Genomic DNA, 24,308 nt, shown 5'->3' with positions numbered 1-24,308 from the left:
CAAGCTGGAATCTGCGCAGCGCTGTAGCTGCAATGCCGCCCGTCCGGACATGGCACCGGGCAGGATCCCGCCGGATGCCGCGGTATCAGCCCCTGAGCCGCGCGCCCTTGGGGTCAAAGGCCGGGGCAGCGAGGATGCGGGCCTTGTGCGGAAGGCCCAGGATCATCACCTCAACCTCGTCACCGGGGCCGGCGACACGCGGGTTGGCATAGCCGATGGCAAGCGATTTCCCCACCGAATAGCCATAGGCGCCCGAGGTCACGCGGCCCACCGACTGGCCATCGGGGGTAAAGATCGGCTCTCCGCCGCTGGCGTCGGCATCATGATCGGTGTCGATCTCGAAAAAGCTCAGGCGCTCGCGCGGGGCGTTGTCCTTGATCGCAAGATAGGCCGATTTGTGCAGGAACTCCTTGTCCAGCTTGATCAGCCCGTCCAACCCGACCTCTTGCGGCCAGTATTCCTGGCTGTATTCGCGCCCCCATGAGCCATAGCCCTTTTCGATACGCAGCGCGCCCAATGCCCGGCCCCCCACCGGGCCGCCATCACATTCCGCGGCCGCCGCCAGCAGCGCGGCATAAAGCCTGACCTGATCCGCCTCGGCACAATGCAACTCCCATCCCAGGTCGCCGGTAAAGGACACGCGGATCGCCAGGCATTCGACGCCGCCAACCTCGATGCTGCGCGAGCGCATGAAGCGGAAGGCGTCGTTTGACAGATCCGCATTGGTCAGCCGTTGCAGCATTTCGCGCGACCGGGGGCCAGCGACGTTAAAGCCGGCAATACGGTTCGTGGCGACCTCGAACGTGGTCCCCCGGGGCAATGCGACCATGTTGAAGAACCGTTGGTGATAGCGCTCGGCCATGCCCGAGCCGACCATCATATAGCTGTCCTCTCCGGTCTTGGTGATGGTGAAATCCCCTGCCACCCCACCATGCACCGAGATCAGCGGCGTCAGGCATGACCGCCCGATCCCGGTCGGCACCCGGTTGGCGACCAGAGCTTCGAGCCAGCCATGCGCGCCCGGCCCCTTTACCACGTAATTGGCAAAGTTCGAGATATCGATCACCCCGACATTCTCGCGCAGCATCCTGGCCTCGCGGCCCACCGGCTCCCACCAGTTCTGGCGGGTAAAGCCGTTGCCGTCGGTGATGCCCGGTGTGTCAGCGAACCACAGGGGGTGTTCCCAGCCGCAATTCATGCCAAAGACACAGCCCATCTCCCGCTGCATCTCATAGGCCGGACGCACCCGCGCCGGGCGGCCTGCGCTGCGTTCTTCGTTGGGGAAATGGATGGCAAAGCGGTTGGCATACTGGTCCCTGACCCGAGCTTTGGTAAAGGCCTTGTCCGCCCAGTCGCCAAACCGGGCGAGATCCCAGGCGAACATGTCATACCGGGGCTCGCCATCGATCATCCACTGTGCCGACAACAGGCCCAGCCCGCCGGATTGCGAAAAGCCGGGGATGATGCCGCCGCAAAGGAAGTAATTCCGCAATTCGGGCACCGGCCCCCACAATGCGTTGGAATCGGGCGACCAGATCATCGGACCGTTGATCACGCGCTTGACCCCCGCGGTCTCGGCACAGGGCACGCGTTCGGTGGCGCGGATGACGTTGTCCATGATCCGGTCGAGATCGTCGGGAAACAGGTCATGGGCAAAATCCAGCGGCGTGCCATTCTCGGCCCAGAACCGCATATCCCGCTCATAGGCACCAATCAGGAAACCGTTGCCTTCCTGGCGAAAGTAATACTCGCCGTCCCGATCCGCGATCGATGGCAAGCGACGGCCCAGCCGGGCAACCTCGTCGATGGTCTCGGTGACGAAATACTGGTGTTCGGTGGGTTGCAGCGGCAGCTCCAGACCGGCAAGCGCGGCAACTTCGCGACCCCACAGACCGGCGGCATTGACCACCCATTGCGTGTGAATGTCACCCTTGGTTGTGCGCACGATCCAGCTGCCGTCGGGTTGCTGGTCGGTGCCGATCACCGGACAGAACCGTTCGATCTCGGCCCCCATCGCACGAGCCCCCGCCGCATAGGCCATGGTCACCCCCGACGGGTCGACATTGCCGCCTTCGGGTTCGAACATGATACAGCGCACGTCGTCGAACCGGGCCAGCGGATGCAGCTCTTTTGCCTCTTCGCGGCTGACTTCATGGAAATTCAACCCGTAGAATTTCGCCTTGGCGGCCTGCAGGCGCAGCTGGTGTTCGCGCTCTTCGGTCTGGGCGAGGTAAAGCGAACCGGACTGGAAAACGCCGCATCCCTGGCCGGTTTCCTTTTCCAGATCCTTGTAAAGGTTCATCGTATAGTGCTGGATACGGGTGATGTTGTTGTTGTCATGCAGCCCGTGAATGTTGGCCGCCGCGTGCCAGGTCGAGCCCGAGGTCAGCTCGTCGCGCTCGAGCAGGACCACGTCGCTCCAGCCGAGTTTCGCGAGGTGGTAAAGGATCGAACAACCAACGAGTCCGCCGCCGATCACAACAGCCTGTGCATGGGTTTTCATCGAGATTCTCCTGTGGAACTGTCAAGGGACGCGGCGCGGAACCAGGGCCGCGGCGGGGGATAGGCGGTCAGGCAGGCAGATAGGCCGTGGCGATGATTTCGATCCGCACGCCCGATGGCGCGCTTGCAAGCGCCACGCCCCCGGTGGCGCGGGCCGGTGGGGTGTCGCCATCCACCCAGGCATCCCATGCCGCGTTCATCCCGGCGAAATCCGCCATGTCATGCAACCAGATCTGAACCGTGACCAGGTCGGATTTGGTGCCACCCAATTCGGCCAGCAGAGCATCGATCTTGCCCAGGGTCTCGGTGGTCTGCGCGCCGATGGCGGCGTCGCGCTGATCGGGTATCTGCCCGGCCAGGTACACCATGTCACCGGCGCGCACGGCCTGGCTCATCCGGTGGTTGGGTTTGTGATGTGTCTTGGTCATGTCCATGGGCCTCATCATGACGGTTACATTTCCGAACGGCTTTCCCATTCCACCAGCTTCATACGGCCGCTGACGCCGACGCTGAGAAAGGGATCGGGAGGCAGGGTCGAAGGTTTGCCGCTGACCGCGATGATATCGTCCAGCGCCTGCGATCGGTGCCCGACCGCGAGATCGACCAGCAACCGGCCAGAGCTTGCGCCCCGCGTCATGCCCACACCGTTATAACAGTTAGCCGAGAACACACCGGGTGCCATTTCACCGAAATAGGTCGCGTGGTTGCGCGACAGGCTGACAACACCACCCCAGGTCGAGGTGATCGGCATGTCGCTCAGCCGCGGAAACCGTTTGTCGAGCCCCTGTTTATGGGCTTCGGCAACCCGCGCGAGGACCGCCCCGTCGGCGCGGTACCGGGGCGCGTGGCCGTAATGGTTGCGGATCAGCAGCCGGCCATCCGCCGTCATCCGCAACGTGGTGCCGCCCGCATCCGCCGGGGTCAGCCCCCAGTTCATGCGCCCCTTGTAGCGGCTGCGCTCTTCGCGGGTCATGGGGCGGGTGATGCTGGCATAGGTGATGGTGGGCAGGATCCGGTTCTTCATGTACCCGAATTCGCGGGTATAGGGATCGGTGGCGAGGATCACGCGCCGGGCCGAAACCACGCGGGTGTCACCGCCCGAGAGCCGCAGTTTCGCGGTGAACCCACCGTCGCGCGCGGCAAACTCGACCACCGCAGCGTCATCGCGCAGGGTTACGTTGCCGGGCAGGTTGCGCGCCAGACCGCGCACCAGCAGCAACGGATCGACCAGCACCGAACCCGGCGTGAACACCGCCCCGGCGTAATATCCGGTGCCCATGATCTCGGTACAGCCTTGCCGGTCGAGAACCTCGTATGTCTGACCGATCTTGTCCAAGGCCTCGCAGAACCGGGCCATCATGCCGGTGCCGCGTTTCTTGACGGCCCCTTGCAGCTTGCCCACGGGCGACCAGTCGCATTCGATGGCAAAACGGTCCACCTGCTCATGCAGGCGGTCAATCGCGCCACGATTCAGTTTCATGATCCGGTCCAGCCGCGCCGTATCGGGGTGATCCAGGTCGAACTTGTGCGGCAGGTCCAGCAGGAAACCCGAGTTGCGCCCCGAAGCGCCCCACCCCACTGGGCGCGCATCGACCAGCAGGGCGCGGTCCTGCGGCGCCACTTCCCCCAGCCGCATCGCCGCCGACAGCCCGGTGATCCCGCCGCCGACAATCAGCCAGTCATAGCTGGCGTCAACCGGGGTGGATTCGTCAACCGGCACCAGTTCGTCCATCGGCCGCCACCCGGTCGGGCGATCCAGTGGCGGCAGGGTTGGTTTGCAGGCCATCTGTGTTCCCTGTGCTTGCATACTGGGTTTCAGGGATTGCCAGGTCAATGGATCGCCGCCCCCGAATAGACGCCGAGCAGTTTCGGAATGGCGAGCGAGACAAAGGGCACAAAGGTCGTGATGATCATCACCGGCATACCGACAAACACGATCAGCCAGACCGCGGGCATCACCGCGTGGTGGATTGATACCTGGCCGATGCGGCACGCCATGTAGAGGATCGGAGCGACCGGCGGGCTGTTGGCGGCGATCACCACCGAACAGGCGACGATGGTGCCATAATGCAGCGGATCGACACCGGTGCTGACCACCAGCGGCAAGAGCAGCGGAGCAATCACCACGGTGACCGACAGGTCGTCCATGATCATGCCGGCGGCGATCAGGAACAGGTTGACCAGGATCAGGATCAGCACCGGATCCCTGACCAGCGTGGTGATGGTTTCGGTCAGCTCCTGCGGCACGCGCTCGGCGGTCAGGATGCGCCCGATCATGAACGAGAACAGCAGGATCAGCATGATGGTCCCGGTGGTTTCGCCCGCCGATATGACACTGTCCTTCAGGTGTTTGAGCGACATTTCCTTGTAGACGAAAATGCCGATCAGGATGGCACAGACCACCGCGATCGAAGCCGCTTCGGTCGGGGTGCAGATGCCGCCATAGATGCCGCCTAGGATGACAACCGGCAACATCAGCGCCGGCACCGCATGGCGAAACGCCGCCCCGCGCGAGATGGTCTGGCCCCGGGCATCCCCGAGATAGGTTTCCTCGAACCTGCGCCCCACCAGAAAGCGGTTGTACAGGATCAGACCAACGATCAACAGCAGCCCCGGCCCGATCGACGCCGCGAACAGGGCAGTGATCGACTGGCGGGTGACAACACCGAACAGGATCATGGTGATCGATGGCGGGATCAGGATACCCAAGAGCGACGAGATACCCAGGAGCGCGCTGGCATAGCCGCGGGGATAGCCACGCTCGGCCAGCGGGGTGATCATGATCGTCCCGATTGATGCCACGGCACCGCTGGCGGTGCCGGAAATCGCGCCGAAAATGCCCGAGGCCAGCACCATCGAGGCCCCAAGACCCCCTCGGCGGCCCTTGACCATGCCCTCGATGAACTCGACCAGCCGGCGCGCGATGCCGCCGCTTTTCATCAGGTAGCCCGCCAGCACGAACAGCGGCAGCGACAGCAGGATCAGGTGATCGAGCGACCGGAACCCCTGCATCAGCAAGACGGTAGTGCTCACGTCGAACACATAGACCAGATAGGCAAGGACCAGCGCAAAGGACCAGGCGACCGGCACGCCAAAGGCCATCAGGACGACAAGAAGAAGAATGCCAAAGGCCGCCATCACAGGTCCTCCTGCTCTTTGGAGTTGTGACAGGCGCGCCCGGTGACGAGATCGCGGACGGCATAGGCAAGGCACACCACGCTGGCGAGCGCCACGGCGCTGAGCGGGATCAGCTCGGGCAGGCCAAGGCCCGGCGTTTCCTGCGGCCGCTTGATGGCAAAGCCCATCATGTCCCAGGCGAGGTAGATGAAAAAACCCGAGGCCGCGATCATCAGGATGGCAACAGCGCGCTGGTGCAGTTTCAGCAGCACGGGGGATGTCAGGCGCTGTGGCAGGAAATCCACCACCAGGTGTTCCGCCCGACGGCTGGCGACCATGGCACCGACCATGTAGAGCCAGATGGCGCTGATCAGGGCGATCTCGTCGATCCCGACAATCGACAGTTCAAGCACATAGCGCGCCACCACCATGAAAAAGACCAGCCCGACCACCAGGGCGCTGGACACCAGAACGATCAGATCGCAGAGGCGCGCGACAAACCCGTCGAGCGCGTTGAAGAACCGGGTCATTTCTCCCCCAATGTTCAATGTGACAAGGACGGGGGTCCGCCCGGCAACGGGCGACACCCCAGTTGACATCAGGGCCGGGGCGCGTTGGCCTTGACCTGCTGGACGATCTCGGCGCCGAGCTCCTCCTGCATCAGCGGCCACACCTGTTCGCGCGCGGCGGTGGCATAGGCGCGGATTTCCTCCTCGGTCGGCTCGATATATTCCATGCCGCCTTCGATGGCCTTTTCCACGTAAAGCTCATCGCGGGCACGGGCATCGGCAAACTGTTTTTCCATCACCGCCAGCGCGGCATCGGCAACGATGGTCTGCTGCGCCTCGTTCAGGTCGTCCCAGCTTTCCTGGTTCATCGACAGAACGCCGGTGGCAAAGGTGTGCTTGGTGCGGACATAATAATCCAGCACGTCGCGGAAATACTCGTAATCCCAGTAGATCACGTTGCCCGCGTCGCCATCGACGACCCCGGTCTGGATCGAGGTGAAGGTTTCGCCCCAGGCAATGGCCGTCGCCTGATAGCCGAGCGCCTGCATGGTCTGCGGGTTCGGGAAGTTCGACGGCACGCGCACCTTGAGACCCTTGGCCCCCTCGATGGTGGTGGCATATGTGCCGCGCGTCGCGACGCCGCCAAAGCCCTCGGGCCATGCGCCAAAGAACTTGAGACCCTGGTCGTTGTGAACGTCGTTGTAAATCTTGTTCAGCCAGCCACCCGGGCCATAGGCGTCAAACGCCTGTTCCCAGGAAAAGAACATGTAGGGCATGTTGCGCAGGCCAAGACGCTTGTCATACGACGTGAGCGGCCAGTTCAGCATCATGTCGACCTCACCGACCACGAAGAGATCGAACACCTCTTTCTGATCGCCCAGCTCATCCTGGTAGAACACGTCGATGGTGATCTCGTCGTCGGTGCCGGCGGTCTTTTCCTCGACCAGGCTGGCCCACATTTCGATGGCATCACCCGCGGGCGAACCCTTGGGCCCGGAATCAGTGGCGATTTTCATCTCGACCGGATCGGCAATGGCCGCGGTGGCACCAAGCAGCGCCGCGATCGAAGCGGCCAAGGTGTGGCGAAGGGGGGTCATTTCAGTCTCCTCTCAGACAATTCGGGACGGGGCAAAACAGGCTGTTCTGAGCCGTGTGGACAGGGGTGCGATGGCTGGTGCCTGGGGTCGGTTATTCGCAGTAGATTCCGAGATCGCGCCGGATCGCCTCGGTCTGCTTGATCCTCTCCTCGGCCACGTCACCCAGATGCGCGGCAAGCATGCTCATCATCGCTTCGAGCAGCACGACCGTGGGAGCGTAGGACGGAAAGTAATGCGGGCTATCTGCCGAGAGCACGAAATACTCGCTGGCAAAGGCAAGTGCCGGACAGGTATGCGAGTCGGTGATCAGGACCACATGTGCCCCCCGATCCGCCGCCAGCTCGGCCGCCCTGATCGGTGCGGCGGTGAACAGCGACTTGGAAATCAGGATAAAGACATCGTCCTCTGTTGCCGTGGACACCGCGCGGGACACGGCGGTTCCGTGATCCTCGACAACCCGCCAGTTATCGGTGATCCAGACGGCCATTTCCTCGAGATACCGGGCAAGCCCCTGGGAGGTCGCCCCCGCCAACAGCGACACCCGCCGCGCCCGGGCCAGCTTCTCGACCACGCGCACGGTCTTTTCCATGTTGATCGAATGCACCAGGTCGGTGACGTTCCGCAGGTTGGCCTCGGCCTGCTGTAGGAACAGCGCGCCAATGCCCTCGGCCTTGAAGGCCTCGGACTGCAAATCGCGCGCCTTGTTGGCAAAGCTGGGTTTGCGGGGCGTCAGGGCCACCCGGCAAAGGGCGCGCACCTCGTCATGGTTCTCCAGCCCAAGCGCCCGGCTCAGGCGGGAAAAGGTGGTCGGAGACATGCCGCTTGAGGCGGCGACGGACCGCAGGCTCTGGGTTGCCACGTCAATCGGGTTGGCAACCACGTAATCGGCGGCCTGCTGCAACCCCTCGGTCAGTTCGCCGTAACGCGCAGACACCAGTTCCTTGATCGACATGCCATCCGTCATCGAATCGCCTCCTCGCGAGCGGTGAAGTCATGGCCAAGTTGCATTTGTTCCTGTGTTAGTCAAACACAAAAACAAACGTAACGGGAAAATCCCGTCACGCGGTACGCTGTCAAACCGTTTGACCTTGGCGCGAGAACGGGATTCACTCTGGCGGGACAGGGGACCAGGCCGGGATTGGTCCCTGCCCCTTGACCCGGCCGCACCATTGCAGGGAGAGCCATGCCTATTCAGCGTGTAACCCCGACCGCATCGCGCCGCCCAACCCCGAACCGGAGTTCCCGATGACCGACACAACCGCGAACAAGGCCAATGCGATGGCTTTTTACGATCTGATGTTCAACCAATGCGACCCGCGCGCCGCCATCTCGCGGTATGCGGGTGACGTCTATATCCAGCACAACCCGCATGTGGCCGATGGCAAGGACGCCTTTGTCGCGTATTTCGAACGCATGGCCGCCGAGTATCCGGGCAAGTCCGTCACCTTCAAACGCGCCGTGGCCGAGGGCGACCTGGTCGTGCTGCATTGCCACCAGATCTGGCCCGGCAGCGACGATTATGCCGGCATCGACATCTTTCGGTTTGACGACAACGGCAAGATCGTCGAGCACTGGGACGTGTTGCAGGTAATTACCGACGTCTCCGCCAACCAGAACGGCCTGTTCTGACGTTGCGCAGACCTGTCGCCTTGGGGCCTATTCCGCCGCGATCGCAACCCCGGTTCCCGAGCGGTAGTTAAGCACCGGCGCAAGCCAGCGTTCGACCTCGGCAACCTCCATGCCCTTGCGCGCGGCATAATCCTCGACCTGGTCGCGCTCGACCTTGGCGACGCCAAAGTAATAGGCGTCAGGATGGCCGATATAAAGCCCGGACACCGATGATCCCGGCCACATGGCCATGCTGTCGGTCAGCTCGACGCCGGTATGGGCATCGGCCTGCAACAGCTTGAACAAGGTGAGCTTTTCGGTGTGATCCGGCTGAGCCGGGTATCCCGGTGCCGGGCGGATGCCGCGATAGGGCTCGGCGATCAGCTCTTGCGGATCGAACCGCTCGTGCGGCGCATATCCCCAATGATCGCGCCGCACCCGCTGGTGCAGCATTTCGGCCATGGCTTCGGCATAGCGGTCGGCCAGCGCCTTGACCATGATCGCGGCATAATCGTCGCCGGCCTTTTCGAACCGTTCGGCGATGGCCACTTCCTCGGGCCCGGCGGTCACGACAAAGCCGCCAAGGTAATCGCGCACGCCCTCGGGGGCGACAAAATCCGACAGGGCGAGGTTGGGGCTGTCCTTGCGCTTGGACGTCTGCTGGCGCAGCATGTGCATCGTGGCCACCTGTTCCGAGCGGCTTTCGTCGGAATACAGGCGCACATCGTCACCATGCCGGTTCGCCGGCCAGAAACCAACCACCGCGCGCGGGGCGAACCATTTTTCGCCGATGATCTGCTGCAACATCGCCTGGGCATCGGCAAACAGGTTGCGCGCCGCTTCGCCGTATTTCTCATGCTCGAGGATGCGCGGATACACGCCCTTGAGCTCCCATGTCTGAAAGAACGGCGTCCAGTCGATATAGCGCGCGATCTCGGCAAGATCCCAGTCGTCGATGACCCGCGGCCCGGTGAATTTCGGCGCAGGCACGTCATAGCCGCTCCAGTCAATCCGCATTGCGTTGGCCCGCGCCGCCGCCAGCGGCAATCGCTGCTTGGCGCGCTCGGCCCGCTCGTGACGCTCGGCCACCTCGTCATACTCGGCGCGAATGCCGTCGATATAGCCGTCGCGCTGTGTCGTACTGAGCAGGGATGACACCACCCCCACCGCCCGGCTGGCATCGGTGACATAGATCGCCTGGTTGCGGTTATAGCGGGGCGCGATCTTGACGGCGGTATGCACCTTGGACGTGGTGGCACCACCGATCAGCAGCGGCACGTCAAACCCCTCGCGTTCGAGCTCCGAGGCAAGATGCACCATCTCGTCCAGCGATGGCGTGATCAGACCCGACAGGCCGATCACGTCGACATCATGCGCCTTGGCTTCTTCCAGGATCTTCTGGGGCGGCACCATGACGCCCAGGTCGATGATCTCGTAATTGTTGCAGGCCAGAACCACGCCGACGATGTTCTTGCCGATGTCATGCACGTCGCCCTTGACCGTGGCCATCAACACCCGGCCCGCACTCTCGCGGCCCCCGGCCTTGTCGGCCTCCATATAGGGCAGCAGCACGGCAACCGCCTGTTTCATCACGCGGGCCGATTTCACCACCTGCGGCAGGAACATCTTGCCGGCTCCGAACAGGTCGCCAACCACGTTCATCCCGGCCATCAAGGGGCCTTCGATCACGTCCAGCGGTTTGGCGGCGGCAAGGCGCGCGGTTTCGGTGTCCTGTTCGACAAACTCGGTGATGCCATTGACCAGCGCGTGTTCCAGGCGTTTCTCTACCGGCCAGTCACGCCATACCAGGTCGCGCTTTTTCTCTTCGCGCCCGGCCCCGCGAAAGCGTTCGGCGATCTCCAGCAGGTTCTCGGTGGCGGTGCCCTGCGCCGGGGTGCGGTTGAGCACCACGTCCTCGCAGGCTTCGCGCAGATCGCTGTCGATTTGGTCATAGACCGCCAGCTGACCGGCATTGACGATGCCCATGTCCATCCCGGCCTGAATGGCGTGATAGAGGAACACCGCATGCATTGCCTCGCGCACCGCGTCGTTGCCCCGGAAGGAAAACGACAGGTTCGAGACACCGCCAGAGACATGGCAATGGGGCAGGTTCTGGCGGATCCAGCGCGTTGCCTCGATGAAATCGACGCCGTAATTGTCATGTTCTTCGATCCCCGTCGCCACGGCAAAGATGTTGGGATCAAAGATGATGTCCTCGGGGGGGAAGCCGACCTTTTCGGTCAGAACCCCGTAGGCGCGTTCACAGATCTCGGTCTTGCGTTCGAAACTGTCCGCCTGCCCGTCTTCGTCAAAGGCCATGACCACCACGGCGGCCCCATAGGCCAGGCACAGCGACGCCTGATGGATGAACGCCTCTTCGCCTTCCTTGAGCGAGATGGAATTGACCACCGGCTTGCCCTGCACACATTTCAGCCCGGCCTCGATCACCTCCCACTTGGATGAATCGATCATGATCGGCACGCGGGCGATGTCCGGCTCGGCGGCGATGAGGTTGAGGAAATCGATCATCGCCTGTTTTGAATCGATCAGCCCCTCGTCCATGTTCACGTCGATGATCTGGGCCCCGTTCTCGACCTGATCCCGCGCCACATCGAGCGCGGCGGCATAGTCGCGATTGGTGATCAGCTTGCGAAACCTGGCCGACCCCGTGACGTTGGTGCGTTCGCCCACGTTCACAAAGGGGATGTCGGCGGTCAGGACAAAGGGTTCCAGCCCGGACAGGCGCAAAAGTGGATCAGGCAACGGCTTTCTCCTCTACCCGGCGCGGCGCATGGGCGGCGACATGTTCTGCCATGGCGCGGATGTGGTCCGGCGTGGTCCCGCAGCAGCCACCGACAATGTTGATCAGCCCCTCGCGGGCAAAAACCTCGATCTTGCCGGCGGTGTCCTCGGGCCCTTCGTCATAGTCGCCAAAGGCGTTGGGCAGGCCGGCATTGGGATAGGCACAGATCAGCGTATCCGCGACGCCGGACAGTTCCGCGAGATGCGGGCGCATGGCATCGGCCCCCAGGGCACAGTTCAACCCAACGGTAAAGGGGCGCGCATGGCGCACCGAATGCCAGAACGCGGTCGGCGTCTGCCCCGAAAGCGTGCGGCCCGAAGCATCGGTGATGGTGCCCGAAATCATGATCGGCAGGCGGCGGCCCACCTTGGCAAAGCTCTCGAACGCGGCAAAGATCGCGGCCTTGGCGTTCAGTGTATCAAAGATCGTCTCGATCAGGATCAAGTCCGATCCGCCCTTGATCAGCCCGTCGATCTGCGCGCCATAGGCGATGCGCAAATCGTCGAAGGTCACGGCGCGATAGCCGGGGTCGTTTACATCGGGACTGATCGAAGCGGTGCGATTCGTCGGTCCGACAGAGCCAGCCACCCAGCGGGGCTTGCCATCTTGCGCCGTCGCCCGATCCGCCGCGCGCCGGGCCACCTGCGCCCCGGCGACATTGAGATCCTCAACCGCGCCTTCCAGCCCGTAATCGGCCTGCGCGATGGTGGTCGATGAAAAGGTGTTGGTGCCCAGAATATCCGCCCCGGCGCGGGCAAAGGCGTATTGGATGTCTTCCACCGCCTGCGGCTGGGTCAGAACCAGCAGGTCGTTGTTGCCCTTTTGCGGATGGTCGCTCTGATGACCGCAGCAGCCGCAGGACCCGGGAATATGCCCTTGCGCGGTGAAATCCTCTTCGCTCATGTTCAACCGCTGAATCATCGTCCCCATCGCGCCGTCAAGGATGAGGATACGTTCGGCCGCCGCACGGGTCAGCGCCCCATAGGCCGGGGTTTGGGGAAGGGCAAAATTATACATCGTTCACCTGCTTTCTCAGGCAGGCGGGATACCATCGCCCTCACCCAAGGCCAAATTCATATTTCAGGTGAAGATTATGAGTAACGTTCACATAAGGGGCTATAACAACCGTCTGCGCTCGCGGGCGCCGCCGCGCCGCGCGGGTCGTGGCAGTTTCAGGTCGGACAGCGCCATCGGCCCCGCAAGCGAGCGCCGCACGAGATCGCAGAACACGGCAACGCTGGGGTCGGTAGCCTCGAACGGCGCGGCCTTGTCGAGCGCCTGTTGCGCCTGGCTTGCATAGCCCTGATCGCCGTTCAGAAAGGTCAGCCATTGAACAAAGCCCATCCGGCCAAGCTCTTCTGCCCGTTCCGGCGTTTCCGAATGGGCCTGAAGGCCGTGGATCGTGCGTTCAAGTATCATCGCGCCCTCCGCGCAGAACGGCGGGGTGGTGATCGCGGCGATGTGTCGGGCCGGTCGGGTCCATGACTGCCTCCGTATCCCCGAGGCACCCCGCCCGGGTAAAAGGTGACTGCGACCGCGACATGCGGCCGAGGATGGCAGGTCTCCTGACTTGCGGGTCAAGGCAGTTCCGAACCTTCCCGGCGCATCACGCGCCAGTGGCAATTTTCGAAACCGCTCTCCGCCTACAGTTGCGGGGGCAGTCGCGGAATTGGGAGGTCCTCCCGCACCGCGTTCCCTTTTCAGCCGCACCCGGACTCTCCGGAGGCGGCACCATCTCCCTATTGGTGGCACGGAAACCGGGCCCTGTCCACCGCGAACGCCGCAGCGCGGCAAAACACGGGTCGAAACCGGCTCGATCCGCGTGGCGACCCTGCGCCTCAGCCTTGTTTCCTGCGGGCAAAGATCAAGGTAATCATCACGAAGAACACCGGCACGAAAAGCACGCCCAACGCGGTAGCCGAGATCGTGCCGCTGAAGACACCGGTGCCGATGGCGGTCCGCCCGCCGGATCCCGCGCCGGTCGAAATCACCAGCGGCAGAACCCCCAGCGTGAACGCCATCGAGGTCATCAGGATCGGGCGGAACCGCTCGCGCGCGGCTTCGACCACGCCTTCGTAGAGCGGTTTGCCCGCCTCGATCTGTTCCTTGGCGAATTCGACGATCAGGATCGCGTTCTTGCCGGTCAGCCCGATCACCGTCAGCAGGGCCACCTGGAAATAGACGCCGTTGTCAAAGCCGCCCACCCAGGCCCCGACCAGCGCGCCCGTCACCCCGATGGGCATGGCAAGCATCACCGCAAAGGGGATCGACCAGCTTTCATAAAGCGCCGCGAGACAGAGGAACACCGCCGCGAGGGACAGCGCATAGAGCAGGCCGGCCTGGCTGCCGGATTCGATCTCTTCAAGCGACAGGCCGGTCCATGCAACCTCGAAACCGGGCGGCAGCTGGGCCGCCAGCGCCTCGATCTCTGCCATCGCCTCGCCGGTGGTGACGCCCGGCACCGGGTTGCCCTGCAACTGTACCGCGGATACGCCGTTGTAACGGTAAAGCCCCTGGGGGCCGTATTGCCAGTTGGCCTTGGAAAAGGTCGAGAACGGTACCAGCCCGCCGGTGGCATTGCGCACCCGCCAGCGTTCGATGTCTTCGGGCACCATGCGATACGGCGCGTCGCCCTGCACATAGACCCGCTTGATCCGGCCCGCGTCGATGAAATCGTTCACGTACTGACCGGCCCAGGCCACGGACAACATGTCGCCGACCTCGGTTGCCGACAGGCCCATCGCCCCCGCCGCGCGCCAGTCGATGTCGAGGTTGAACTGGGCCGCATCCTCCAGCCCGTTCGGCCGGACCGAAGCAATCAGCTCGCTCTGCGACGCCATGCCCATCAGCTGGTTGCGCGCCTCGATCAGCTGTTCATGCGACTGGCCGCTGCGGGCCTGGAGGTAGAAATCAAAGCCGCTGACATTGCCCAGCTCGATCACCGCCGGGGGAACGATCGGGAATACCAGCGCTTCCTGGATCTGCGAAAAAGCCCCAAAGGCGCGACCGGCGATGGCATTTGCGCTCTGGCTGGATTCGGTCCGTTCGGACCAGTCCTTGAGACCCACAAAGGCCAGGCCCATGTTCTGCCCCTGCCCGGCAAAGTTGAACCCGCTGACCGTGAATACCGATCTGACCAGGTCGGATTCCCCGTTCAGATAGTGATCGGTGATCCGCTCCAGCACCTGGTCGGTGGCTTCGGCGGTCGACCCCGTCGGACCCTGAACCATGGTGAACAGGATGCCCTGGTCTTCTTCGGGCAGGAATCCGGTGGGCGTGCGTTCAAACAGGAAAATCATCCCGGCCCCGATCAGCAGATAGACCATGCCAACCCGCAAGGGGCGGCGCACCAGCCAGCCGACCGACCCGGTGTACCGGTCCAGCAGACGCCCGAAACCCCGGTTGAACCAGCCGAAAAAGCCGCGGGACTTGCCGCCCGGCTCGGGTCGGCGCAGCAACGTGGCACACAGCGCCGGCGTCAGGGTCAGCGCCACGACAACCGACAGGGTCATCGCGGAGATGATGGTGATGGAGAACTGCTGATAGATCACCCCGGTCGAACCGCCAAAAAATGCCATCGGCACGAATACCGCCGACAGAACCATGGCGATCCCGACCAGCGCGCCGGTGATCTGGCCCATCGATTTCCTGGTGGCGTCATAGGGCGAAAGCCCTTCGTCCTCCATCAGCCGCTCGACGTTTTCGACCACCACGATGGCATCATCGACCAGCAGGCCGATTGCCAGCACCATGGCCAGCATCGTCAGCGTGTTGATCGTGAACCCAAAGGCCGCCAGCACCCCGAATGTGCCCAGCAGAACCACCGGTACCGCGATGGTCGGGATCAGGGTCGAACGGATGTTCTGCAGGAACAGCAGCATCACGAGAAAGACCAGCACCAGCGCCTCGAACAGCGTCATGATCACTTCTTCGATCGACAATTCGACAAACGGGGTGGTGTCATAGGGAATGACGTAATCGACGCCATCGGGAAAGAACGCCGCCACTTCTTCCAGCCGTTCCTTGACCAGCTCGGCGGTGTTCAGGGCGTTTGCCCCGGTGGCAAGCTGGATCGCCATGCCGCCGGTCGGCGCGCCATTCAGCCGGGCGGAAGTCGCGTAATTCTCGGCACCGATCTCGACCCGCGCAACGTCGCGCAGCAGCACAAGCGCACCGTCGGATTCGGCGCGCACCACGATCTGCTCGAACTCTTCGGGCGTCGACAACAGCGATTGCGCGGTGATGGTCGCGGTCAGGGCCTGCCCCTGAACGGCGGGAAGCGCGCCGAATGACCCGGCCGAAACCTGCGCGTTCTCTTCGGACACCGCGGCCACCACATCGGCGGGGGTCAGTTCGAACGCCGCCAGCTTTTCTGGGTTGAGCCAGATCCGCATCGAGTATTGCGCGCCAAAAACCTGCACGTTGCCGACCCCTTCCAGGCGGCTGAATTCATCGACCATGTTGGCGACCAGGTAATCCGACAGGTCCACGGCATCCAGCGCACCGTCCTGCGAGACCAGCGCGATCACCATCAGGAACCCGCCCGACGATTTCTGGACCGTCACACCCTGGCGCTGCACGATCTCGGGCAGCAGCGGCGTCGCCTGGCTGAGCTTGTTCTGCACCTGTACCTGGGCGATGTCGGCATCGGTGCCGGTCTCGAAGGTCAGCGTGACACTGGTTGCGCCGGTCGAGGTCGAGGAGGAATTGATATAGCGCAGCCCGTCCAGACCGGTCATCTGTTCTTCGATCACCTGGGTCACGGTGTTGTTGACGGTCTGTGCCGACGCACCCGGATAGGACGCGCTGACCTCGACCGTGGGCGGCGCGATCTGCGGGTATTGCGCCACGGGAAGTGTCAGGATCGACAATATCCCGATGCCCATGAGCATGATGGAAATGACCCAGGCAAAAATTGGCCGGTCGATAAAAAAGCGTGCCATGAGATATCCTCGTTGTGCTGCGCGTGGCGCAGCTTGTCACCGGTCGGGTCGGTTATTCGGACGTGTCCCGGGCGGCGCGCTCCTGCGGCGCGACCACGGCACCGGGGGCGGCCTTTTGCAGGCCCGCCACGATCAGCCGGTCACCGGCGGCAAGCCCGTCGAGCACGATCCAGCTGTCGCCATGGGTGCCTGCCACCTTGAGGGTACGGGCCTGCACCACGTTCTGGTCATCGACAACCAGCGCCGTGGGCTCGCCGCGCCGGTCGCGCGAGACGCCTTCTTGCGGGGCCAGGATCATCTGCCGCGCCGGGCCGGTCGGCATGGTCGCCATCACGTACATGCCCGGCAGCAGGATGTTGTCGGGGTTCGGAAACTTCAGCCGCTGCACCGAAACCCCGGTCAGCGGATCGACCTGCGGTTCAAGCGCCAGAAGCGAGCCGGTATGGTCGTATTGCAGGCCATCCGCGAGGGTCAGCGTCACCTGCGGATCACCTGCGGGCAGCGGTGCCTCGTTGGCGGCGGCGGCTGCACGGCGGCGGCGCACGATATCCGCGGCCGAGGCGGTCACGTCGACGAACACGCTGTCGATCTGGCGGATCACCGCCAGCGGGGCGATCTGCCCAGAGGTTGCAAGGGCCCCCCGCGTCGCCAGCGCTCGCCCGGCCACGCCGGACAGCGGCGCGCGCACGATGGTGTGTTCCAGGTCGATCTTGGCCACTTCCAGTTGTGCCTTGGCCAGGTGCAACGACGCCTTTGCCTCGTCACGGGCGGCAATGGCATCGTCAACCACCGTCTGGCTGACCACCTTGCGCACGAACAGTTCGGCGTTACGCTTTTCGTCGCGCTCGGCACTGGCCAGAACCACGTTCGCCTGTTCAACCGTGGCGCGCGACAGTTCGACCTGCGCCGCATAGGTTGCATCATCGATGCGGTACATGGGATCGCCCTCGGCAACCGCCTTGCCCTCTTCAAAGAGTTGTTCGACGATGATGCCGGACACCTGTGGCCGCACTTCGGACACGCCGAGGGCAACAACACGGCCGGGCAGCTCTTCGGTCATGGTGATTTCCTGCGGTTGCAGGGTCACGACCGTCACCGCCGCCGGTGGCGGCCCGTCCTGTGCGCGCAGGGCATGGGGAGCCAGGGACAGCAGGCCGCCCATGGCAATGCACAAAATGGACCGGGCCCTGTTTTCATGGGCGATCATCGGTATCTCCTGAATCAAATTCTGGTTGTTCGCAGCGTGTTTGCGCGCAGCAACTACGGTCTTGGTGGTTTGTCAACAGCGCGCGGCGCCGATTGGGTTGAGACGTTCTGTCACGGCTTGAACCCCTGCGGCGCGGCGTTGCCAACAGGATCATTGCGCCGCGTACAGGGCGGTTTCTCATAAATACCTAACAAACGGTACAAAATTAGGATTGCGCAGCTCGGCGCAGCCCCGGCGGTCGGTCCATATCACATGTTGGGCAGCCACAGGATGAGCTGCGGATTCAGAACCATGATCGTGAGGTTGATCGCCTGAATGATGATGAACGGCCAGGACGCCGAAAAAATGTCGAGCAGCGAAACACCCTCCGGGGCCACGCTCTTGAGGTACACGGCCGCCGGGGCCAGCGGAGGTGTCAGGTAGGAAATCTGCATGTTCAGGCAAAAGATCACGCCGAACCAGATCGGATCATATCCCAGGCTGACCACCAGCGGCAGAAAGATCGGAACCGTCAGCAACAGGATGCCGATCCAGTCCAGGAACATCCCCAGAAAGATCAGCACGATGTTGATCACGATGATCGTCTGCAACGGTGTCAGTTGCAGATCTTCGGTGAAAAACGATGTCACCACGGATTGGCCGTTCATGAATGTAAAGACACCCACCAGCGCATTGGCCCCGAAAGTCACCCAGAACAGGATGCCAGAGGTGGTAAAGGTGGTCAGCCCCGACCCGATCAGCATGTCCCAGCTCAGGTTGCCACGTACCCAGGCGGCAAAGATCGTGCCCACCGCGCCAAATGCCGCGGCCTCAGTCACCGAGGCGATGCCGCCATAGATGCTGCCCAGAACGCAGAAGGCGATGAACAGCGGCAGGATCAGATTGAAACGCTCGCGCCAGCCGATGGGCTCGCAGGTCTCGGGGAATTCGGGTTTGGGCGCAATCTGCGGGTTCATCAGCGCGCGGATGACGATATAGCTGACATAGCTGCCGGCAAGGATCAGCCCCGGAACGATGACGCCCGAAAACAGGTCGGCAATCGACACGTTGGCAGTCAGCCCATAAAACACCAGCACGATCGACGGCGGTATCATGGTGCCCAGCGATCCGCCCGCCACCACCGTGCCGATGGCGAGTTTCTTGTCATAGCCCAGCTTGAGCATCTGCGGCAGCGCGATCAGCCCGAGCAGCACGATCTCACCGCCGATGATGCCGCTCATCGAGGCGAGGATGACCGCCACGACAAGGGTCTGAACCGCAAGGCCACCGGGCAGGCGGCGGCCCCACATGTTCATGGCGCGGAACAGGTCCTCGCCGATCCCCGCCTTCTCCATCATGGTGGCCATGAAGACGAACATCGGCACGGCGAGCAAGGTAAACTCGTTCATCAGCCCGTAGGTGCGGCTCGACAGGATCCACAGCGCCATATCGCCAAACAGCACCACCCCGAACACCGTCGCGATAAAACCGGTCGCAAAGGCAAGCGGAACGCCCAGCACGATCAGCACGAACAGCGCGCCGATCATCAGCGACACCAGATATCCATCAGTCATGAAGGTCGTCCTCGACCGGGCGTTCAAATGTGCCGCCGGTAAAAATGGCATGCAGGACCCCTAGCAGCTTGCCAAGCAGCAGCAGCCAGAACAGGGCGCAGGCAATGAACAGAACCGATTTGGTCACTTGCGGGATCGGGACATCCCAGGCCCCGCCCAGGGTTTCGCCGCCGCTGATCGCGGAGGAGGCCATGTCAAACGCCCCGTAGGCCAGCGCGCCGATATAGACAAGCCCGCAGAGCACTTTGGCCAGTTCCGATATCGATTTCAGCCAGCGGGGGAAGTGATCGGAGAACACCGTGATCTCGATATGCCGCCGCTTGTACAGCGCATAGGGCCCGGCCAGCACATATGCGCCCGCCGCCACCGCCACGATCAGTTCGCTCGACCAGATCGACGGATCGACCAGCACGTAGCGCCGGAAAATCTCGGCCACCGAGAGCAGCGCGACAAAGATGATCGCACAGGACCCCAGCAATCCCAGCCGGTCGATCATGCGTTCCAGGGTTGTGAACAGGATGCGCATGGGCAAAAGTCCTCGCATTCGGTCAGGAACGGCCCGCCAATCAGGCGATCTGCGGACCGGTATCGCGGCTCAGAGCAGGCCCAGCTTGGCCAGATAGGCCATGTGGCTTTCATAGATCCGGCCCGCCAGTTCGTTCTTCTGCCCGTATTCCTGCCAGACTTCGGCAGCAATCGCGCGGAATTTGTTGCGCTCTTCCTGCGACCAGTCGATCAGCTCGACACCGTTCTCCGCCGCCTTGGCCACGGCTTCGGCGTCTTGCAGTTGCAGCTGTGCGATCATGTCATAGTTGAGCGTGCGCACGGCCATTTCCAGGATTGCCTTGTTCTCGTCGCTCAGGGCGTTCCACGCATCAAGGTTCACCACCACATCCGCTGCCGGCAGCTGGAAAAAGCCCGGATAGGTTTCGTATTTGACGATCGAATGCAGGCCAAGGGCCTCGTTCATGCCAAGCGTGCCCCAATCGGCAATGTCAATCACGCCCTTGTCCAGCGCCGAAAAGATCTCGGCCCCTGACATGGTAACCGGGGCGGCGCCCAGGCGGGTCATCAGTTCCGAGGCGACACCCGAAGTGGTGCGGATTTTCTTGCCCTCGAAATCGGCAATCCCGCGCAGGGGTTCCTTGCTCGGCAGCGCCTCCATTCCCCAGAAAACCGGGCCGACATAATAAGCGTTGAATGGCGCATAGGCTTCGCGCGCAAGCTCAAGCCCGCCTTCGTAATAGAACCAGTTCGACATCTGGTAGGGGCTTTCATAGGCACCGCTCAGTTCGCCCACCAGCGCCAGCGCCGGATCCTTGCCGGCAAAATACACGCCGCCCGAATGGTGCGCTTGCAGGATCCCCTTACCAACAGCTTCCAGCGTTTCGGTAAAGGGCACCACCGACTGTACCGCGAACAGCTGCATTTCGATATCGCCGCCGGTGGCGATGGTCAAACGCTTGGCGAAATCCTCGACGATCATCTGGTTCGGCGACCCCGCAGGCCACAGGGTCTGCATCTTCCAGACCTCTGCCTGCGCCGCGGTCGACAGGCCAATGGCCAGAGAAAGCGTTGCAATTGCGGTTGATAGGTTGTTCATCCCGTTCCTCCCTGATCGGATTTGACACCGTTTGACGACAGGCGGTTTGGCCAGCCGCCGATTCCCCGGATTCGGTGTCTGTTTTCCTAGGTTATGTATTTGTACGTATATTATCAATCTCAAGATGGAGACGCCACGAAGGAAAAATTTGCCTATAAGGTAGGCACAAATTGCCGTTCCGCAAATATACTTCAGGCATACGCCTCCGGCTTGGAGGCATTATTGCGTATATTATAGCCAGAAAGGGACGCACACCCGGCCCGCTCATGCCGATCGCGCGTCTTCGATGATCATGTCAGCTGCCTTTTCGGCGATCATCATGGTTGGCGCATTGGTGTTTCCGCTGACAATTTCCGGCATGATCGAACAATCCACGACCCTCAGGCCGGGCACCCCGTGGACGCGCAGACGATCGTCGACCACGGCCATGTTGTCCTGCCCCATCTTGCAGGTTCCCGCCGGGTGAAAGATCGAACTGGCATTGCCGCGCACCCATTCGAGGATCGCCGCGTCGTCATCCATGGCAACCGAGGCATCCGGCTTGAACATTTCGGTGATACGTGACGCAAGCGCGGGCTGTTGCGCGATCCGATGCGCGATCCTGACGCCGTTCACCATGGTTTGACAGTCGGTTTCAGTGGCGAGGTAGTTCGGATGTATCTCGGGATAGGCATTGGGATCCGCCGAGGTGATCCGGATCTCGCCGCGGCTCTCCGGGCGCAGCTGGCAGACCGACGAGGAAAAGGCCGAAAACCGGTCGGCGCCCTTTTTCATGTCCTGCGCGGTCATCGGCTGAACGTGGAACTGGATATCGGGCGTCGCGACGTCGGGGCGCGTGCGCATGAAGCCGCAGGCCAGCGAGGCCGCGATGGTCATCGGGCCACTGCGGTTGATGACGTATTGCAGCCCGATCAGCGCCTGACCGAAAAGCGTGCGTACCTCGTCATTGAGGGTCGGAATGTTGGTCTTGAAGACCAGCCGCGCCTGCAGGTGGTCCTGCATGTTCTTGCCGACGCCGGGCAGGTCCCTGACGGTTTCGATGCCGTTCTCCTGCAATTGGCTGGCCTCTCCGATCCCCGACAGCATCAGGAGCTGTGGCGAATTGACGGCACCGCCCGAAAGGATGGCCTCGCGGCCTGCCCTGACCACATGGGTGTTTCCCGCCCGGTCGGTATAGGCGACGCCACGGGCGCGCCCGCCCTCGAAATGGATCCGGGCAACCCGGGCATGGGTGATGATCCTGAGATTTCCGCGATGCTTGACCGGGTTCAGATAGGCCACTGCGGCGCTGCACCGACGTCCCTTGCGGGCGGTGAACTGAAAGACGCCGACGCCTTCCTGTTCGGCGCCGTTGGAATCCGGATTGTAAGGGTAGCCCGCCTGCTGCGCCGCGTCCAGCCAGGCATTGGTGATCGGGCGCTCGACCCGCATGTTGCTGACCGAAAGCGGGCCGGCATCGCCGTGAAACTCATCCGCGCCGCGCTCGTTGTTTTCAGACTGCCGGAAATAGGGCAACACGTCATCCCAGCCCCAGCCGGTATTGCCCATCTGCCGCCAGCGGTCATAATCTTCGGCCTGCCCACGGACATAGAGCAAGCCGTTGATCGCCGAAGACCCGCCAAGCCCCTTGCCGCGCGGCCAGTCGACAGAACGGCCATTCAGACCCGGAACCGGTTCGGTCTTGTATTGCCAGTCATAGGCCGGACGGTCGATGGTCTTGAAAAACCCAACCGGCACGTGAAGCCACGGATTGATATCGCGCCCGCCCGCCTCGAGCAGGACCACTTTCTTCGAGGAATCCCGGCTGAGGCGATTGGCCAGAACACAGCCTGCAGAGCCCGCGCCCACAATCACATAATCGGCTTCAATACGTTCCATAGCTGCGTCCCTTGGCTTGTACGCGTCATCATTGTCGGCCGCCTGGCCTTGGGGCGGGCAGCGGCACGATTTTCGGTGGCGCCCGGCCATGACCGGGCGCCGCCACCTCAGCTGTAGAAGTCGGGGGCTTTTTTGAAGCCTTCCCAGGACTCCGGGTCATGCCCGGTCACCACCAACGCATCGGTTTTCTCGGCGAGGGCGCGCAGCTTCTGAACCGAACGGACCGAATCCACCGCCGAACTGACAAAACCGGGCAGTGCCTTTTCTTCCCAGTGATCCATCGTGTAGGCGGCATCGACGGCCAGCAGGACATGACCGGCCTCGGGCAGCTTGACCATCAGCGACATATGCCCCGGCGCATGGCCCGGCGTGAAAACGGTGGTCAGCGTGCCATCTCCGTACACGTCGTAATTGTCGTCCTGCGCCCCTTCGAGAAAGTGCCATTTCAGGTCGGGCCGGTCGAAATCCTTGCGGATATAGGCGGCGGCTGCAAACCAGTCGGGGTTCATGGCATATTCATATTCGGAACGCTGAACGATATAGGTCGCATTCGGGAACCGCCCCACCGAACCGGTGTGATCAAGATGCAGATGCGATTGCACCACGTATTTGATGTCTGCCGGATCAATGCCAAGCGCCTTGATCTGCTCGACACAGCCATCCGCGCGGGTCATCTGGGGCTTGAACGCCTCGGCGATGCCGCCCCAATGGCCGGCCGCATCCTCGACGCATTCCACGGCAACACCGCCGTCAATCAGCGTGTGGCCCTTTGGATGGGTCAAGAGAAAGAACGGAACCGGGATTTCAAAATCCGCGCCATTGCCCTCGTTCATCTTGATGTTATGCACTTTCAGCTTCAGCGTGCCGGTCTGAAACATGTACAGTTTGATATCGCTCATCATGCGTCCTCCAATGTTGTGATGATCTGTTTTCCTGTTCAGGCCGCGGTTTCGTCCTGATCGTTTTCCTGTTGCTCTGGCGGCAGCCAGCTCACCACCGAGTTCCAGAAGCGGTTCGGGTTGTCCTCGTCCAGCCCGCGAATGTGCAGGGTCCGAATGGTCGGGGTGATGTGGATCACGGGCTCTTCATAGGGATGCAGATCGAAAATCACCTCGAGCACTTTGGTCGCCAGTTCTTCCTCGGCGGGGATCACAAAGATGACCTCGACACAGGGAATGCTGACAACCGCACCCGTGGCCTTGTTGCGCCCGGTGCCCAGGGACTTGAAGCTCTGCACGCCCACCGAGGACTTGAACATCACGCTGTCATAGTCGCCATATTTCAGGTCGGTGACGGCCAGGATGCCATCCATCAGCTTGCGCGCGTTCTCGTCGGGTACGATCACCGACACGCGCAGCATCTGTTCCGTTTCAAAACGCCAGGATTTCAGGTTTACACTCATCGATCTATTCTCCGGTTTTCGATGATCGAGCTGGGTGGCCGCACCGCATTTCGCGGTTTGGCCGGGATGCCTTGCGGCGGGGTTGA

General features: G+C 62.6%; 17 protein-coding genes, 1 pseudogene and 1 riboswitch. Of the genes and pseudogenes, 1 reads left to right on the top strand and 17 read right to left on the bottom strand.

The annotated features are described in order from the left end of the window. Nucleotides 1–85: 85 nt before the first annotated feature. The 7 genes from ACP15R_RS21425 to ACP15R_RS21395 form a co-directional block, all read right to left on the bottom strand. On the bottom strand, nt 86–2,503 hold the full coding sequence (locus ACP15R_RS21425; RefSeq protein WP_424988110.1) for a GcvT family protein: 2,418 nt from the start codon (nt 2,501–2,503) through the stop codon (nt 86–88). Nucleotides 2,504–2,570: 67 nt separating this feature from the next. Continuing rightward, entirely contained in the window at nt 2,571–2,930 is a 360-nt protein-coding gene (locus ACP15R_RS21420; protein ID WP_424988109.1) for a RidA family protein, read from the bottom strand. A gap of 23 nt (nt 2,931–2,953) precedes the next feature. Next, nucleotides 2,954–4,288, bottom strand: a complete 1,335-nt coding sequence (locus tag ACP15R_RS21415; protein ID WP_424988108.1) for an NAD(P)/FAD-dependent oxidoreductase — start codon at nt 4,286–4,288, stop codon at nt 2,954–2,956. A 44-nt stretch (nt 4,289–4,332) separates the two neighbouring features. Beyond that, nucleotides 4,333–5,640 carry a TRAP transporter large permease gene (locus ACP15R_RS21410; RefSeq protein ID WP_424988107.1) on the bottom strand — a complete coding sequence of 436 codons (1,308 nt, stop codon included), beginning with the start codon at nt 5,638–5,640 and terminating at the stop codon, nt 4,333–4,335. Then, entirely contained in the window at nt 5,640–6,149 is a 510-nt protein-coding gene (locus tag ACP15R_RS21405; RefSeq protein WP_424988106.1) for a TRAP transporter small permease, read from the bottom strand. Before ACP15R_RS21405 ends, ACP15R_RS21410 begins: the two co-directional genes overlap by 1 nt. Nucleotides 6,150–6,217: 68 nt before the next feature. Then, nucleotides 6,218–7,225, bottom strand: coding sequence for a TRAP transporter substrate-binding protein DctP (gene dctP / locus ACP15R_RS21400; protein WP_424988105.1), 1,008 nt, complete (start codon nt 7,223–7,225; stop codon nt 6,218–6,220). 91 nt (nt 7,226–7,316) lie between these two features. Then, nucleotides 7,317–8,189: a MurR/RpiR family transcriptional regulator gene (locus ACP15R_RS21395; RefSeq protein WP_424988104.1), complete on the bottom strand. Its 873-nt coding sequence runs from the start codon at nt 8,187–8,189 to the stop codon at nt 7,317–7,319. A gap of 281 nt (nt 8,190–8,470) precedes the next feature. Here ACP15R_RS21395 and ACP15R_RS21390 point away from each other — a divergent pair, with 281 nt between their 5' ends. Further along, nucleotides 8,471–8,854: a nuclear transport factor 2 family protein gene (locus ACP15R_RS21390; RefSeq protein WP_424988103.1), complete on the top strand. Its 384-nt coding sequence runs from the start codon at nt 8,471–8,473 to the stop codon at nt 8,852–8,854. Between the two features lie 27 nt (nt 8,855–8,881). On the opposite strand, the pseudogene metH reads toward ACP15R_RS21390, so the two are convergent. The 10 genes and pseudogenes from metH to ACP15R_RS21340 form a co-directional block, all read right to left on the bottom strand. Next, nucleotides 8,882–12,653: pseudogene (metH, locus tag ACP15R_RS21385) on the bottom strand (methionine synthase). A 99-nt stretch (nt 12,654–12,752) separates the two neighbouring features. Continuing rightward, complete coding sequence (locus ACP15R_RS21380; RefSeq protein ID WP_424988102.1) at nt 12,753–13,055, bottom strand: hypothetical protein; 303 nt, start codon at nt 13,053–13,055, stop codon at nt 12,753–12,755. Nucleotides 13,056–13,174: 119 nt separating this feature from the next. Beyond that, nucleotides 13,175–13,387, bottom strand: a riboswitch (cobalamin riboswitch). Nucleotides 13,388–13,474: 87 nt separating this feature from the next. Beyond that, on the bottom strand, nt 13,475–16,579 hold the full coding sequence (locus tag ACP15R_RS21375) for an efflux RND transporter permease subunit (RefSeq protein ID WP_424988101.1): 3,105 nt from the start codon (nt 16,577–16,579) through the stop codon (nt 13,475–13,477). A gap of 52 nt (nt 16,580–16,631) precedes the next feature. Further along, nucleotides 16,632–17,786 carry an efflux RND transporter periplasmic adaptor subunit gene (locus ACP15R_RS21370; protein WP_424988100.1) on the bottom strand — a complete coding sequence of 385 codons (1,155 nt, stop codon included), beginning with the start codon at nt 17,784–17,786 and terminating at the stop codon, nt 16,632–16,634. A gap of 248 nt (nt 17,787–18,034) precedes the next feature. Then, nucleotides 18,035–19,339 carry a TRAP transporter large permease gene (locus ACP15R_RS21365; protein ID WP_424988099.1) on the bottom strand — a complete coding sequence of 435 codons (1,305 nt, stop codon included), beginning with the start codon at nt 19,337–19,339 and terminating at the stop codon, nt 18,035–18,037. Further along, nucleotides 19,332–19,865 carry a TRAP transporter small permease subunit gene (locus ACP15R_RS21360; RefSeq protein WP_424988098.1) on the bottom strand — a complete coding sequence of 178 codons (534 nt, stop codon included), beginning with the start codon at nt 19,863–19,865 and terminating at the stop codon, nt 19,332–19,334. The genes ACP15R_RS21365 and ACP15R_RS21360 overlap by 8 nt, the downstream gene beginning before the upstream one ends. 69 nt (nt 19,866–19,934) lie before the next feature. Next, nucleotides 19,935–20,942, bottom strand: a complete 1,008-nt coding sequence (locus ACP15R_RS21355) for a TRAP transporter substrate-binding protein (RefSeq protein WP_424988097.1) — start codon at nt 20,940–20,942, stop codon at nt 19,935–19,937. A gap of 264 nt (nt 20,943–21,206) precedes the next feature. Continuing rightward, on the bottom strand, nt 21,207–22,820 hold the full coding sequence (locus tag ACP15R_RS21350) for a GMC family oxidoreductase (protein WP_424988096.1): 1,614 nt from the start codon (nt 22,818–22,820) through the stop codon (nt 21,207–21,209). Nucleotides 22,821–22,927: 107 nt separating this feature from the next. Further along, nucleotides 22,928–23,719, bottom strand: coding sequence for an AttM family quorum-quenching N-acyl homoserine lactonase (attM, locus tag ACP15R_RS21345; RefSeq protein WP_424988095.1), 792 nt, complete (start codon nt 23,717–23,719; stop codon nt 22,928–22,930). Nucleotides 23,720–23,757: 38 nt separating this feature from the next. Next, a complete protein-coding gene (locus tag ACP15R_RS21340; RefSeq protein WP_424988094.1) occupies nt 23,758–24,222 on the bottom strand; it encodes a hypothetical protein in 465 nt (154 codons plus the stop codon). Between the last annotated feature and the right edge of the window lie 86 nt (nt 24,223–24,308).

The organism is Microbulbifer sp. S227A, from assembly GCF_049800935.1.
The sequence above is the reverse complement of the archived record's forward strand: the minus strand, read 5'-3'. Positions and strand labels throughout refer to the sequence as shown.